This window comes from Paenibacillus sp. cl6col, from assembly GCF_900102125.1.
Classification (GTDB): domain Bacteria; phylum Bacillota; class Bacilli; order Paenibacillales; family Paenibacillaceae; genus Paenibacillus_B; species Paenibacillus_B suaedae.
This window is the reverse complement of record NZ_FNAZ01000022.1, coordinates 1-15,085: the sequence shown is the minus strand read 5'-3', so window position 1 is coordinate 15,085 and position 15,085 is coordinate 1. Positions and strand designations below refer to the sequence as shown.

The following is a 15,085-nucleotide window of genomic DNA, read 5'->3' as shown; positions in this document are numbered from 1 at the left end:
TCCCAGTACGCCAACTGACGGTTCATCACGTCTTCGCTCAGCCAGTTCCGCTGCCAATGCGCGTAGTCGGCATATTGCAAAGATAGCGGTGCCAACTCCGCTGGCTGCCCTCCCGCAAACGCCTCATACAGCGCGAGCCATTCCCGTACAAAAATGTCCAGCGACCATCCGTCAAATATAATATGGTGCAGCGTGCACAGCAGCACCCAATCGTTCTCGCCCATCGCGATGGCCTGTGCACGGATTAACGGCCCCTCAGCCAGTTGGAACGGCTTATCTGCCTCCGCTTGCATGAGCGACTTCATCTCGCGCTCCCTGTCCTCGCTTGCCAGATGGCGAAGATCCGTCACAGGCAGACGCTCAGGCTGGTGTTCGCGAATAATCTGCACCGGCTCGCCGTTCGCCTCGCCAATGACAGTACGCAGCACTTCATGACGCTGGATCAGCGCATCGTAGGCTTGTTCCAACGCATCCAGCTTCCAGACTCCCTGCAACCGCCATGCGCATGGAATATTGTACAGCGGACTGTTCGGTTCCAGTTGATCGAGGAACCAGAGCCGCTGCTGGGCATACGATACCGGCATATACACGCCTCGTTCCACCGCTTGAATCGGCGGACGCTTCTCCCCTTCTCCACCTTGTGCTAACAGCGTTAATCGGCGGGATAAGCTCTCGATCGTCGGGTATTGGAACAGGTCGCGCACTGCCACCTCCACGCCGAACACCTCGCGCAGACGCGAAACTGCCTGCGTCGCCAGCAGCGAGTGGCCTCCCAAATCAAAGAAGGAATCATAGCTACCGATCCTCTCCACACCAAGCAGCTGGCTCCATACCGCCGCAACGAGCTCCTCCGCTGGCGTTTGTGGCGCTGCATAGCCCTCTTGATTCCACGACGACACTGTCGGAATCGGCAGTGCCCTCGTATCGATCTTCCCGTTCGGCGTTAACGGCAAACTGTCCAGTTGCACAAAATACGTCGGCACCATATAGCTTGGCAATCGCTCGCTCAAGTATGTCCGCCATTCCTGTGCGCTGCCTTCTCCGACCAGATACGCCGCCAGCTGCTTTTCCCCGGGCCTGTCTTCCCGCACGACGACGGACGCCTGCCGCAGAGTCGGATGCTGGCTGAGCATCGTCTCTATCTCACCGACTTCGATCCGGAATCCTCTGATTTTCACCTGTTTGTCCATCCGCCCTAAATAAACCAGATTCCCATCGGGCATCCACTTCACCCAATCCCCTGTCCGGTACATGCGCTCTCCCACAACGAACGGATTGGATACGAATTTGTCTGCTGTCATGTCAGGCAGGTTCAAATACCCGCGTGCCACGCCGTCTCCGCCCAGACAAAGCTCCCCCGGCACGCCGACAGGATTCAAGTGATTGTGCTGATTGACCACATACGCCGTCGAGTTGCCTATCGGTTTACCGATAGGGATCTGTTCCTCATACGCACGATCACGGTCAATCAAGAAACACGTGGAGAACGTCGTATTCTCGGTCGGCCCGTACCCGTTCCACAGCGACAATTTAGGAGAAGAACGCAGCACCTGATTGACATGAACCGGCGACAACGCGTCCCCGCCGATGATGAGATGCTGAAGACCTGCGAACAGGGCAGCGTCTTTTTGAACAAGCTGGTTGAACAATGGAGATGTCAGCCACATCGTCGTCAACTTATGACGATGTACAAACGCCGCCAGCGCGGGCGCATCCAGCAACGTTTCCCTTGGGATCGGATACAGCGATCCTCCGTTTAGCAGCGCGCCGAACACTTCAAACGTGCTGGCATCGAACCCGATCGCACCGGTTTGAGCCATTCTATCTTCGGCGCTGAAAGGGATGTAGCCCGCTTGTTTCACCAGACGAACCACGTTCCGCTGCTCCACAACGACGCCTTTCGGGTTTCCGGTAGATCCTGACGTATACATGACGTAAGCTGCGTTTTGCGGTGTCGTCATGACCGGCGGATTCCAATCGCTCTCCTGCGACAGCATCTCCTGATCGGCTGCGCTATCCAGACAGATGCGCATGATAGGCTCCGGCACCCATCCGCTTGCCTCGTTCAGGGTTACCATTAACTCAATCCCCGCATCGTGGGCCATGTAAGTCAGACGCTGCTGCGGATACGACGGATCCATCGGCACATACGCGCCCCCGGCTTTCAGGATCCCCAGGATCCCGACGATCAGATCCGCCGAGCGTTCCATGCAGATTCCAACCAGCGTCTCCGGCTTCACGCCTTTCTTCCGCAAACAGTGCGCCAGTTGGTTCGCCCGCGCATTCAGTTCCCCATACGTAAGCTTGCGGTCTCCGTCAACAACAGCCACCGCTTCCGGCCTTACCTCCGCCTGCTCCTCGAACAGCTCCTGAATCACCTGATCCCGTGGATACGCCGTCTCCGTCCGATTCCATATCTCCAGTTGCTGCTTCGTTTCTGCTTCACTGATCAACTGCATCTGGCCTATTGCTCGCTCCGGATGCTCCGCCACTTCATGCAGCCATCGCTCGAAGTGTGCCGCCATCCGCTCGATGGTTGACGCGTCGAACAAGTCCGTGCTGTATTCGAAGCTGATGCGCATCCCCTCTTCGGCTTCTTGCACTCCGAGCGTCAAGTCAAACTTCGAGACCGACATAAAGCTGCTTATCGTATCCATCCGGCGTTCCGAGTCCATCGGCAGCTCGCTCGGACGGCTTTGCAGCGTAAACATCGTCTGAAACAATGGCGCATAGCTCGCCGACCGCTCCGGCTGCAGTGCCGCCACGATCTTCTCAAACGGGATGTCCTGATGCTCCTGCGCTTTCCATGCTTTCCCGCGCACTTGCGACACTAACTCCCGGAAGCTTGGATTGGCTGACACATTCACACGGTACACAAGGGTGTTGACAAAAAATCCGATCATCCCCTCGATTTCCCCGTAATGCCGGTTCGCAATCGGACTGCCGACGGCGATATCCGTCTGTCCCGTATAGCGGGAGAGGAAACCTTGATAGGCGGCGAGCAGCGTCATGAATAACGTCGCTCCCTCTTGGCGGCTGAGCGCTTTTAGCTTGACGAGCAAATCGGCTGGAAGCTCCGCTTCATACCGCTCTCCCCGGTAGCTTTGCTGCGCTGGGCGCGGACGATCCGTCGGCAGCTGCAGCACTGGCAGTTCCCCGCCCAGCTCTTCCTCCCAGTACGCCAACTGACGGTTCATCACGTCTTCGCTCAGCCAGTTCCGCTGCCAATGCGCGTAGTCGGCATATTGCAACGATAGCGGTGCCAATTCCGCTGGCTGCCCTCCTGCAAACGCCTCATATAGTGCGAGCCATTCCCGTACGAAAATGTCCAGCGACCATCCGTCAAATATGATATGGTGCAGCGTGCACAGCAGCACCCAATCGTTCTCGCCCATCACGATGGCCTGCGCCCGGATTAACGGTCCCTCGGCCAATTGGAACGGCTTGTCTGCCTCCGCTTGCATATGCGATTTCAGCTCGCGCTCCCTGTCCTCGCTTGCCAGATGGCGAAGATCCGTCACAGGCAGACGCTCAGGCTGATGTCCGCGAATGATCTGCACCGGTTCGCCGTTCGCCTCGCCAATGACGGTGCGCAGCGCTTCATGACGCTGAATCAGCGCATCGTAGGCCTGTTCCAACGCGTCCAGCTTCCAGGCTCCCTGTAACCGCCATGCGCATGGAATATTGTACAGCGGACTGTTCGGTTCCAGTTGATCGAGGAACCAGAGCCGCTGCTGGGCATACGATGCCGGCATATACACGCCTCGTTCCACCGCTTGAATCGGCGGTCGCTTCGCCCCTTCTCCCCCTTGCGCTAACAGCGTTAATCGACGGGATAAGCTTTCGATCGTCGGGTGTTGGAACAGGTCGCGCACCGCCACCTCCACGCCGAACACCTCGCGCAGACGCGAAACCGCTTGCGTCGCCAGCAGCGAGTGGCCTCCCAAATCAAAGAAGGAATCATAGATACCGATCCTTTCCACGCCAAGCAGCTGGCTCCATACCGCCGCAACAAGCTCCTCCGCTGGCGTTTGCGGTGCCGCATAGTCCTCGTGACTCCACGACGACACTGTCGGAATCGGCAGCGCCCTCGTATCGATTTTCCCGTTCGGCGTTATCGGTAAACTATCAAGTTGCACAAAAAACGTTGGCACCATATAGCTTGGCAATCGCTCGCTCAGGTAGGCCCGCCATTCCTGCACGCTGCCTTCTCCGACCAGATACGCCGCCAGTTGCTTTTCCCCGGGCCTGTCTTCCCGCACGACGACGGTCGCCTGCCGCAGAGTCGGATGTTGGTTGAGAATCGCCTCAATCTCACCAACTTCGATCCGGAATCCTCTGATTTTCACCTGTTTGTCCATCCGCCCTAAATAAACCAGATTCCCATCGGGCATCCACTTCACCCAATCCCCTGTCCGGTACATGCGCTCACCCGCAACGAACGGATTGGACACGAATTTGTCCGCTGTCAGGTCAGGCTGGTTCAAATACCCGCGCGCAACGCCGTCTCCGCCCAGACAAAGCTCCCCCGGCACGCCGACAGGATTTAAGTGATTGTGCTGATTGACCACATACGCCGTTGAGTTGCCGATCGGTTTACCGATAGGGATCTGTTCCTCATACGCACGGTCAATCAAGAAACACGTGGAGAACGTCGTATTCTCGGTCGGACCGTACCCGTTCCACAGCGACAATTCTGGAGAAGCACGCAGCACCTGATTGACATGAACCGGCGACAACGCATCCCCGCCGATGATGAGATGCTGAAGACCCGCGAACATAGCAGCGTCTTTTTGAACGAGCTGGTTGAACAATGGAGATGTCAACCACATCGTCGTCAACTGATGACGATGTACAAACGCCGCTAGCGCAGGCGCATCCAGCAACGTTTCCCTTGGGATAGGATACAGCGATCCTCCGTTCAGCAGCGCGCCGAACACTTCAAACGTGCTGGCATCGAACCCGATCGCACCGGTTTGAGCCATTCTATCTTCGGCGCTGAAAGGGATGTAGCCCGCTTGTTTTACCAGACGAACCACGTTCCGCTGTTCTACAACGACGCCTTTCGGGTTTCCGGTAGATCCTGACGTATACATGACGTAAGCTGCGTTTTGCGGTGTCGTCATGATCGGCGGATTCCGATCGCACTCCTGTGACAGCATCTTCTGATCGGCAGCGCTGTCCAGAGAGATGCGCGTGATAGGCTCTTGCACCCATCCGCTTGCCTCGCTCTGGGTCACCAGAAACTCAATTCCTGCATCGTGGGCCATGTAAGTCAGACGCTGCTGCGGATACGACGGATCCATCGGCACATACGCGCCCCCAACTTTCAGGATCCCCATGATCCCGACGATCAGATCCGCCGAGCGTTCCATGCAGATTCCAACCAGCGTCTCCGGCTTCACACCTTTCTTTCGCAAACAGTGTGCCAGTTGGTTAGCCCGCGCATTCAGTTCCCCATACGTCAGCTGGCGCTCTTCGTCAACGACAGCCACCGCTTCCGGCCGTGCCGCTGCCTGTTCCTCGAACAGCTCCTGAATCACCTGATCCCGTGGATACGCCGTCTTCGTCCGGTTCCATGCCACCAGTTGCTGCTGCTCCTCATCCTGAGATAAAAGACGAATGTCAGCCATTCTTTCTTCAGCATTATCCAGAACCGTTTGAATAAAATGATCAAAATGACGAATCCATCTTTGAATTGAATCTTCATGAAAAATATCTTTATTATATTCAAAATTCGCTGCAAACGTTCCATTACTTTCCTGTTCAACAAATAAAGTCAGATCGAATTTGGAGACCTTCTTATCCAAAGGAAACGGAGCGAGCTTTAGCCCGTGCAAATCGAAAACATTTGTAGCATTGCCTAGAAAAATAGCCGCATCTTGCTTGCAAGCTTTTTGCAATACAAACCCCGCTTGGAAAACCGCTGGAATACTCATATCACGCTGAAGACTGTTTTCGCTAACCATAAGCGAGAAGGGATAATCCTGATGATTGGTACAATCCGTTAATTCTTCTTGTACTTGCAGAAGCAATTGTTTAAAAGAGTCATTTTCACTAAAACGCATCCGAATTGGAAGTAAATTCACAAAGTAACCACAAGAATGATGGAAATTTCGATTCTTTCTACCGTATCTGGGCGTTCCAACGATAATTTCGTTTTGCCCCGATAACCGATGTAAAAAAGCAGAGTAGAGAGCTAATAACACGCGATTCAAAGACTTGTCTACTTTGTTGCAAAATGCAGACAGCTTCTCGCTCGTTTTTGCCTCCAAGGCAAAAGGCGCCAGTCCTCCGGCAAAAGCAGGAACAGGCGGACGCTTCTTATCAGTTGGCAGTTCCAGCACAGGAAGTTCGCCTGATAGTTTATGTTTCCAGAACTGCGCTGATGTTTGCCCAGCTTCGCTCTGTAACAGGCTTTCCTGCCAACTGACAAAATCCGAATACGAGAACTCCACGCATTGCAGTTGGGTATTCTCTTGCAGATCTCCGTTATATAAACGTTTATACAATAAACCAAACTCATCTAATATCAGAGATAAAGACCAGCCGTCAAAAACAATATGATGGAGTACGATGTACAGCACATAATGTTCCTCGCTAAAACACAGCAACCTGACTTTAAACAATGGCCCATTGCTCAGGTCAAAACTCTCCTGAGACTCTGCCAACAGGTACTGGTTAACTGCCGACTCTCCCCAGTCCCCTACTGCGATTGACTTGAAATCGAGAACTGGTTCGCTATACACTTTTTGCACAGGCTCTTCTTCCATTATAAAGACAGTTCGGTAACATTCATGACGTTTTACGAATTCAATAAAAGCATTTTGTACAGTTTCTATATCCAGCTTTGAATAAATATGCCACGCAAACGATTCATTGTAGCAAGTGTTGTTTGGAAACATCGAATCATGCGATAAAAGCGGGATTTGTCCCTTTGACAACGGAATTGTTTTGATAAATGTTTTACTTGACAAGTAAACCATCCCTTTCCGAATATGATTTTTTACGTGTTCACTTACTCTGTTTCCTCACATACAGTACAGTTATTGAATTCATAATCAATGACGCTCTATTCAAGACGGAAGTCATCACTTCCTTCCCTTCAATTTGCTGGCACCTTGTCGCCCGAATCGTGGCGACAAATGGTACCTTTTGTAATTATATAAAGGAATTATTAAGAATCATGTCGAAATCCGTTAATTTTTTGTAACACAATACGAATTGTTGTTTTTTTGACATAATTGTAAAGTTTATGATCAATACCCAAAATGTGCATTGACCAATCCAAAATATGAGTTATGAACAGCTTCATTCCAGAAAAACGAAAGTAACACAAAGAAAGCCCGTACCTTAAAGGCACGAGCCGCCGACATTTATGTTCAAGCTTAACGATATTTAATCTTCAAATCACCGACACAGGTTAATGTACGTATCTGCTTGATGAAGGCTTCTACGAAACATCTGCTAGAGATCAAGGGCCGCATTGCCCGCATGCGAATATTGTGTTAGGCGATTGATCTGCCATCCACTTGCAAACCTCATGTTCGTAATGAAGAGCTCTTGGGGGACAATGGTATTAAACATTAACCATCCTCTTAAGCAGAGCTTTCGATTGTATGATCAAAAACATGATGGGAGTTTTCTGCCCTATTATTGCTTCATTTCTGAGAATAATAAACCGTTCGATGCAATCCTCCAGCCTGCGTTTTGTACATATTCATATTCTACTTTTGATGTATTGACGTCTCTTTCTCCGTCCAAGCCTACATACATATCGAGAATTGCTTTTGTTCTGTTCGCATTCTGTTCGATGGTAACTTTGCGTATAGAATCCTTTGATTTTTGGGAGTAACCTCCGTCGAATAGTTCTGCCAGAACTCCGTTTTTATCATGTTGTATACGGAAATTTCCCATGATTTCTTCAATATACTTCGGAGTGTAAAATGGATCCAGCTTGTTTCTAATGTCCGCTTCAGTTGTCGCATCACAAATATAAGTAAAGTAGTGATCTTCTGATTGAAAGCTATCACACCTGGGATCTAACGCTTTATTACGATCCATCTGGCCAAATACAACAATCGTCGATAACTGGTTTTCGCCTTCTATGGCCAATCGAATCGCTTCTTCTTTCGTTAATTCTTGCTCGACATTTGTCGTACAGCCAACCAGCAGAAAAAGCATAGATAACAACAATATCTCTAATTTTACTATTTTCAATTTGAATCGTCCCTTTTCATTGGCTTGAACATTTTATGTATTTGCTAGTCAATGCTCTCGATGACAGGTGTAAATACGTCGCAACCCAGCTTTAGATAGCTGGTATCTTAGGCTGGGCCGCGTGTTGTCTGTTTAAAACAAATCTATTTCCCTTATAGTGACTCTGCTGCAAATTGATAAAAAGCCTCTGCATCCTCTCGAGTGGCAAATCCAGCCTGTGCCATCTTGTCGCTGCCTCCTCCTTTGCCGCGATAATCAGCCAAATGCTGTTTGAAGAAGGCACCGCAGGCAAGACCATCCTCTCCTCCTCGGGCGAGCAGTACCTTATGATCAGAGTTGGACATGAAAAGCACGATAACGTCACCTTGTTCGGTGAGCTTAGCAGCCAAGTTCTGCATGTCCTTCAGCATCTTATCCGTGAATACATGCTTAACTAAGCTTCCCTGACGGTCTGCCAACAGCTTCTCAGCCAGATAAGCATCATTCTCAGCCTTCACCGCATTCAATTCAGCTTGCAGCTGTTTCTGCTCCTGATCCCATTTTTCAATCCGATCCAAGATCTCTTCCTTTCCCGTATTGAATCGGGCCGCTAGACTGCCGAGAATCTCCACACCGGCATTAAATTCGTTCAACGCACGGTATCCACACTTAAAATAGATACGCATATGCCCCTTCTGCTTCTCAGCTCTCAACAGCTTGATCATTCCAATCTCACCTGTTGCTGAGACGTGTGTGCCGCCACAAGCGTTATATTCGATACCTTCGATTTCAACGATTCGAATATGATCGGTTACTTTCGGCTGCTTCACTAGTGGCAGCTCGGCCGCTTTCTCCTGAGTCACAACATAATTCGTTACCTTGCGATTCAGGTAAATCTGATCATTAACCTCCAGTTCCAACATCATAAGCTGATCCTTCGGCAAATCAGGTCGGGCAACATCAATCGTGGCATAATCCTCACCTAGGTGGAAGCTGAGCGTCTCCGCCTGGCATGCTTCCAGACACATAGCTGACAGCAGATGCTGGCCGCTATGTTGCTGCATATGGTCGAACCTTCTATCCCAATTCAATCGGCAGTCGACCTCCTCCACCTCAGGATTACTCTCGACTTTGTGCAGAATTTCCCCTTCCTCGAGAACGACATCAAGAACCGGAATTTTATTGATCCACCCCAGATCACTGGGCTGTCCCCCGCCGTGTGGATAAAAGGCTGTCTCATTTAATACCAGATAAGTTCCATCCTCCCGCTCCACTCTGCGAGTGATTTGAGTCTTCCACTCCCGGATATAGGCGGATTCATAATATAGCTTCTTCGTCATCTTCATGTCCTCACTGTTCCTAGATTACATTTACTTTACTATAAAAGAGCTCTATATTCCTCTGGTATTAACTGAAGTCTTTGCTGAATTGTTAGTAATATACGATACGATTCTAAATCTCGGGTTTCAAGACCGAATCTAGAATCATCCATAATGACCGGCTTATCAAATTCAATAACTTCTACAACTTCCCCAGTATAAATCTCTTCTTTATATTGCTTATATGTAAACTTCTCTTCTTGCTTCACTCTTTCGATATGCGTATGTTTTCCGTCCATGAAGGAACATTCAAATCGTGTACTTATATACTCAGCGTCAGCATCTTTTCGATGCTTAAACACGATAATATCCTCACATACAAGATTGAAAAACATGATATAACCAATGTCCGTCCCTGTAAAAACAACTACACTGTCCTCAAAACAATCATAAAAAAATTTCCCTGACGACCAAATACCTAAAGTGTCCATGCTGCATTCATCCTTCAAATGATTGATTATTCAACATGATTCCTCATTCTGAAGAATCTTTCTATATACAACACCATGAATATGTACAAGCTTTTTTTGCTTTTCTAATGCTTCAAATAAATTCAACATATCACCAAATGGATCTTCGAAATACGAAGCTAAGTGTTTAAGAATTATTATATTTTCTGAATTTGCTTTCAAAATTCATATTTAGCAGATCGATCCATGTAATTGATTTTATACGTTTTCAATCCTTTATTCGTTCTCCTTACTAGATCTAGTCTCTCATACATCTTATAATACACTTCTCCATAGTTCAGTCCTTCGGGTAATGATTTTATCAATCGTATTTCAGCGATCTCTGATTCCGGTAATTCATCTATTTCCTCTACCTCTGCATAAAATGCCATCCCATAACTATCATGGAACGCATATATGCCTAATGGTGATAATTCGAATATTATGGAGCCTGTTTCCTCATACAATTCTCTGCTTGCTGTTTCTATAATAAATTCTCCTTCTTCTCTTCTTCCTCCTGGAAGCTCCCAAACTTCTCGATTCCTATTTCTTATTATAATTAGTTCATTTTTATATTTTGCTATCATAACAACAAACGTAATCTTGTCATGTAAAATGTCATCTAGCTCGTACCATAGAAAATCCAAAGGATTGTCATCCCCTCTTCTTTTAAGATTCTGAATACAAGAACGATTCAAAAATGACTCAAAATGCCAACCACTTGAATCTCCTGAAATGTATATGTTTTATTTCAGTCCCAAACCGATGGTACATGTATAATATCCAATTTCATTTTCACTTTATCTCCCTTCATGCTTCAGATAATTTTCGTCTAATGTTTTTATATACACGAAATGACCCAGCCTTAGATAGCTCTTATCTCAGGCTAAGTCATCATTCCATCCACGATTATACAGCTTACAATCAAAGGGCGATAGCCTTGATCGTGTTATTCTCCATTTACCGCGATCATCTGCACCACCGGTCGGCCGTCACCCTTCAGTTCGATGTTACCAGCGAGTAGTTGTGAAGAGCCGTCCCCGTCTAGAAATATGGCCTCATTCAACTCCCCAGCGGCAATACTTCCCTTAATCGCAGTACGAAATTTTTCTGCCGTACATTTGGTAGAAGTAACAACCAGGTATAATTCCCCATAATTATCATAGACCATACCACTGCGAAGGCGCTCGTCATCGGGAAACGGCAACCCTTCTTCTTGAACCGCAATTCTGTACCAGTTGCTATCGTCCTTTATATTCATACTGATTCCACCCTGAGCCCAGAACTTCGCAGCATCTGTGATATGCAGATCATCGACGCTTGCAGCTCGTTGCACGTCGACTATTTTTGTGACCCGATCATAAACGATGGTTCCCCGAGCATATTTGACATTAAACCAGCCTGATCCGTATTCTTTCGGACTTCCGCTTACGGGCATACCATCCACAACCGCGATACTTAACAACAGATTTCCCCAAAAGAATCCACCATTTATCCCATTGGTTCCCGATCTCACGACGTTGTCGTTTATGCTATAAAGCGAAATACGACTCGGCTCCGTCTTCAGCACATGAAGAACAACACCGTTTTCAGCAGTTATTTGAAAGTAGTTCACTTCTTTTGGATGATCGCCTTTACTTAAGTGCCATATCGTAACGACCTCAAAAATTAGATATAAAGCGCATAAATAAAATGGAAAGGAACGTCTTATAACAGCGAATCTTTCATTCGTAATTCCTTTCATAACCGCTCGTCCCCTTATTCGTTACTTGCTAATAGATTTGACGTTCTTGGAAAATTTCGCTGCGTAGATGGTGTTATAAGTGGTTGGAGACTTCCATAATTATACATCTGACATTCAAGGAAAAATAGTCTTCTCTATACTTAAATATGGTGTTAGATGAGGCAATGACTCTCTTCGATTTACTATCGATTCCTGTAATCGCTAACATTCAAAAAAGGGAAACACAGCTATGTACTTATTAAATTTACCTTCCCATTCGTTCCAATCACCTGATCTCAGAGTCCCTGCAATCTGCAGCCCTGATGGTTCTACTGATGCCCATAGAAAGAAGTCAGATTTACCTTCTTCACCAAACCAACATGGTTGACCAATATGATTTATAATTATTTGAGATGGGAGCGAAGAATAAATTGCAGCCAATCTATCCCATGAATCGTTAGTGAATTTCTCAAAATCCAAACAATATACACGATCAATATTAATAATTGGTTCGTCCTTAATCTCGGAATTATCGTAAAAACAAATTATCAATTTTGTCTCTCCTTATATACACTCGTAAAGATTAACTCGTTACTGTAATAAAAGCCTGATAAAAACCATATCCGCAATTTTAGCGACCAACCTTTCTTTGAGTAAGCAAACCTTTCTCCCGTAGGTAGGAAAACAGGTTGAACTGTAAATCAACGACTTTTCGAAGTACTATCAATCCATTACCTTACAAGGGTAAGTCCATACGGTAATTCTCGATCATGAATCCAGGCTTCAACAAGCTTGTTAAATAACTCAGGTTGGGCAAGAGATACTCCATGACCAACATTAGGTATGATAACGCCTTTACAATGGATTGTGTTATCTACGATGTCTAATAAGGATTTCCTCATCATTTTCTTCTCTTTTTCCCCAACCGTAATTAAATTCTTTGATGTAGACTTGCTGAAATCTGTTGGTATACGAAAAGACATGTTTTCTTCTAAAATCTGAATAAGAAGGTTCATATCCATGTTACTGGTTTCTTTGTAATAGGTTTCAAACATTTCCTCACCAATGTATAACTGTTTGGCTTGAAGCTTCGAAAAAGTTCGATTTTTTGTTAGCCCATAAGTTAATCGGATGGCAGGTGGAATCATTTTATTTACAAATGGAGCTGGTCTAACAAGTGCACTATTTATAATTGAATAATCTACTATATCTGGGTTCATACTTAGTATTTTTATAGCAACTTGCGCACCTAAAGAGAACCCGATTAAAATAACCTTTTTACCCTGTGCTTTAGTTAGAATCAAATTTAATATTTCTTCAGCACACTTGTGAATTGAGAAGTCTGTGCAAGGACTCTTCCCATGTCCAGGTAAGTCTGGAACTAAGCAATGATAATCAGTAAAGTATTCAATTTGCTTCGCCCACATCCAACCACTCACTCCTCCCCCATGTAAGAAAACAATGAGAGAAGCTTCTGTATTTCCCGACTCTGTGTAATGTAGCTTCAATGGATTCCACCCTTTACTGTTTCACTTGATCTTACTTGACTTGTTTTCCAATGATTTCAGTTCATGTTCTTGTTTATGGATTTATCCAGATTTCATCTTATGTAGGGTCAGCGACCGTCGGCGTCACGTTTAGATTCCGTAGGGTTGACTCCCTGTTTCCGCTTCTCCACCGAATTCTTCTCGGGGAACAGAGCCGGGAGCTCGATGCGTAAATGTGTTGCAAGATGATGTTATTGTATGCGTCGAATTGCCTATCAGATATTATGTTAAATAAATCGGTTTGTAAATCTTAAAGGTATCAAGATCAATCACTATATCTATTCTTCTATCATTGATTTTTTCAATTTCTTTCATTCCATATTCTTTACACAAATATTCATAGATCCCTTCCGGTCTTTCACCTCGAACAGTAATTTGACCAAACACTCTTTCAAGTTCACTTATTTCTAAATCAGAATTAGACAATAAGTACTTATGTAAAAAGTAACCGTCTAGTTCGATTATCAACTCAATTACTCCCTCTCTTTTCCGAACTCACTCTTTTCCCCGATTCGTATACGTTCTGGGATTGAGAACCCGAGAGACCTAAGCCGTGTCACTTTGGATCAAAAGGAATTAACCTTGCAGGCTTATAAGCTGAGTACGGGGTTCCGTCACCAACCACTAGTTCCTTTGCAGGTATTTCACATAATGTTCTTGTATCTATCTCCGAATCCGAGAGCCTTAAGGAGCTAGGCGTGGGATCCCGCGCTTATAAATCTTATCTAAAGATTTGTAATCTTCTTTACTAAAAGTCATTCCTGGAACGTTATCTAGCCATTCAATTCCTGTTTCAAAGAATTTATATTTATTAATTACTTCCATAGGATTATTCTTATCTATTCCAATCCGGTTCCAGTTTATCTGATCATTTGTCGTTTCCACCTCTGCAACAATGACAGTACATGACAAATCGCAATCATCCGGACACATTAGTATCGGTAATATCTTAATAACATCCTTCGAATCATATATATGCTCTATTACTTTCGATTCCTCATCAAAACTTATCCAATCAACGATTGTTGGAATCAAACCTACAATCATATCATCAGGATAAAATTCATTTAATATGTCATCCAGAGGCTGCTCATCAATTAGTATTATTGGATGAGCAATTTTTACATACTTGCTTTTCCGATTCTCAACCGATAGTTTGTTTATTATGTCTTCCATCCCCTTAGGATTACACACATTTATTTTATTCAGGTATTGCGCATCACGCTTCTATTAGCGACTCCCCTTAGAGACTTAAGGAGGTTAAGTGAAAAGGTTAGACAAAACGGAGTAATGTGCAGTCCGTAATTACTTTGAGTTGCACAACATTGATCTTTTACACTTTTTGTTGTTCTTCCATCCATTCTTCAAGTGCCACTTTAATTAAAAATCGATCTTTTGAAGAGATGCTTTTAATTTGATTCCATTGTCCATCAACAAGTTGCAAACTCATAAGCCCCTTAATGATCTTGGACACTAAGAGTGTATATGAATTACACTAATAGTTGACAGGGGATGATGAAATGAAACGAACGAAACATTCAACAAACTTCAAATTACAATTGGTGAAAGAAGCACTGGAGACTGGAAATAAAGCGGCAGTTGCTCGCCGCTATGAAATAGCAACGAATATGCTCCATCGTTGGATTAATGAATATCGCGATGGCAAATTCGGTGATGTTCAAATGGAACAAATCCCGGAGTTCGACTCCAAAGCAATAGCTGAAGAAAATGATCAGTTGAAAAAATTGCTTGGAGAACAAGCGTTGGAGATCGCGATTCTCCGTGATC

At 46.1% G+C, this 15,085-nt stretch carries 10 protein-coding genes; 1 reads left to right on the top strand and 9 read right to left on the bottom strand.

Annotated elements, in window-relative coordinates:
* From BLS15_RS28255 to BLS15_RS28210, 9 genes are all read right to left on the bottom strand, one after another.
* On the bottom strand, nt 1-6,986 hold a 6,986-nt coding region (locus BLS15_RS28255), incomplete at its 3' end, for a non-ribosomal peptide synthetase (protein WP_139170738.1).
* A 667-nt stretch (nt 6,987-7,653) separates the two neighbouring features.
* Nucleotides 7,654-8,220 (bottom strand): DL-endopeptidase inhibitor IseA family protein, encoded by a 567-nt coding sequence (locus BLS15_RS28250; RefSeq protein ID WP_036666920.1) that lies wholly within the window; start codon nt 8,218-8,220, stop codon nt 7,654-7,656.
* A 152-nt stretch (nt 8,221-8,372) separates the two neighbouring features.
* Entirely contained in the window at nt 8,373-9,539 is a 1,167-nt protein-coding gene (locus BLS15_RS28245) for an alanyl-tRNA editing protein (RefSeq protein WP_090514904.1), read from the bottom strand.
* Nucleotides 9,540-9,577: 38 nt separating this feature from the next.
* Nucleotides 9,578-10,009 (bottom strand): hypothetical protein, encoded by a 432-nt coding sequence (locus BLS15_RS28240; RefSeq protein WP_021255885.1) that lies wholly within the window; start codon nt 10,007-10,009, stop codon nt 9,578-9,580.
* A gap of 197 nt (nt 10,010-10,206) precedes the next feature.
* The gene (locus tag BLS15_RS28235) at nt 10,207-10,674 is read right to left on the bottom strand and encodes an NUDIX hydrolase (RefSeq protein ID WP_217635878.1); all 468 of its coding nucleotides are present in this window, start codon (nt 10,672-10,674) and stop codon (nt 10,207-10,209) included.
* Between the two features lie 302 nt (nt 10,675-10,976).
* Nucleotides 10,977-11,771, bottom strand: coding sequence for a hypothetical protein (locus BLS15_RS28230; RefSeq protein WP_090514900.1), 795 nt, complete (start codon nt 11,769-11,771; stop codon nt 10,977-10,979).
* A 710-nt stretch (nt 11,772-12,481) separates the two neighbouring features.
* Entirely contained in the window at nt 12,482-13,258 is a 777-nt protein-coding gene (locus BLS15_RS28220) for an alpha/beta fold hydrolase (protein ID WP_090514890.1), read from the bottom strand.
* 261 nt (nt 13,259-13,519) lie between these two features.
* Nucleotides 13,520-13,765, bottom strand: a complete 246-nt coding sequence (locus BLS15_RS28215; RefSeq protein ID WP_090514885.1) for a hypothetical protein — start codon at nt 13,763-13,765, stop codon at nt 13,520-13,522.
* A gap of 216 nt (nt 13,766-13,981) precedes the next feature.
* Entirely contained in the window at nt 13,982-14,473 is a 492-nt protein-coding gene (locus BLS15_RS28210) for a hypothetical protein (protein ID WP_090514880.1), read from the bottom strand.
* Nucleotides 14,474-14,817: 344 nt separating this feature from the next.
* Between BLS15_RS28210 and BLS15_RS28205 the strand changes: the two genes are divergently transcribed.
* Nucleotides 14,818-15,085 (top strand): transposase (locus BLS15_RS28205; RefSeq protein WP_090514876.1); only part of this gene is annotated, 268 nt, incomplete at its 3' end.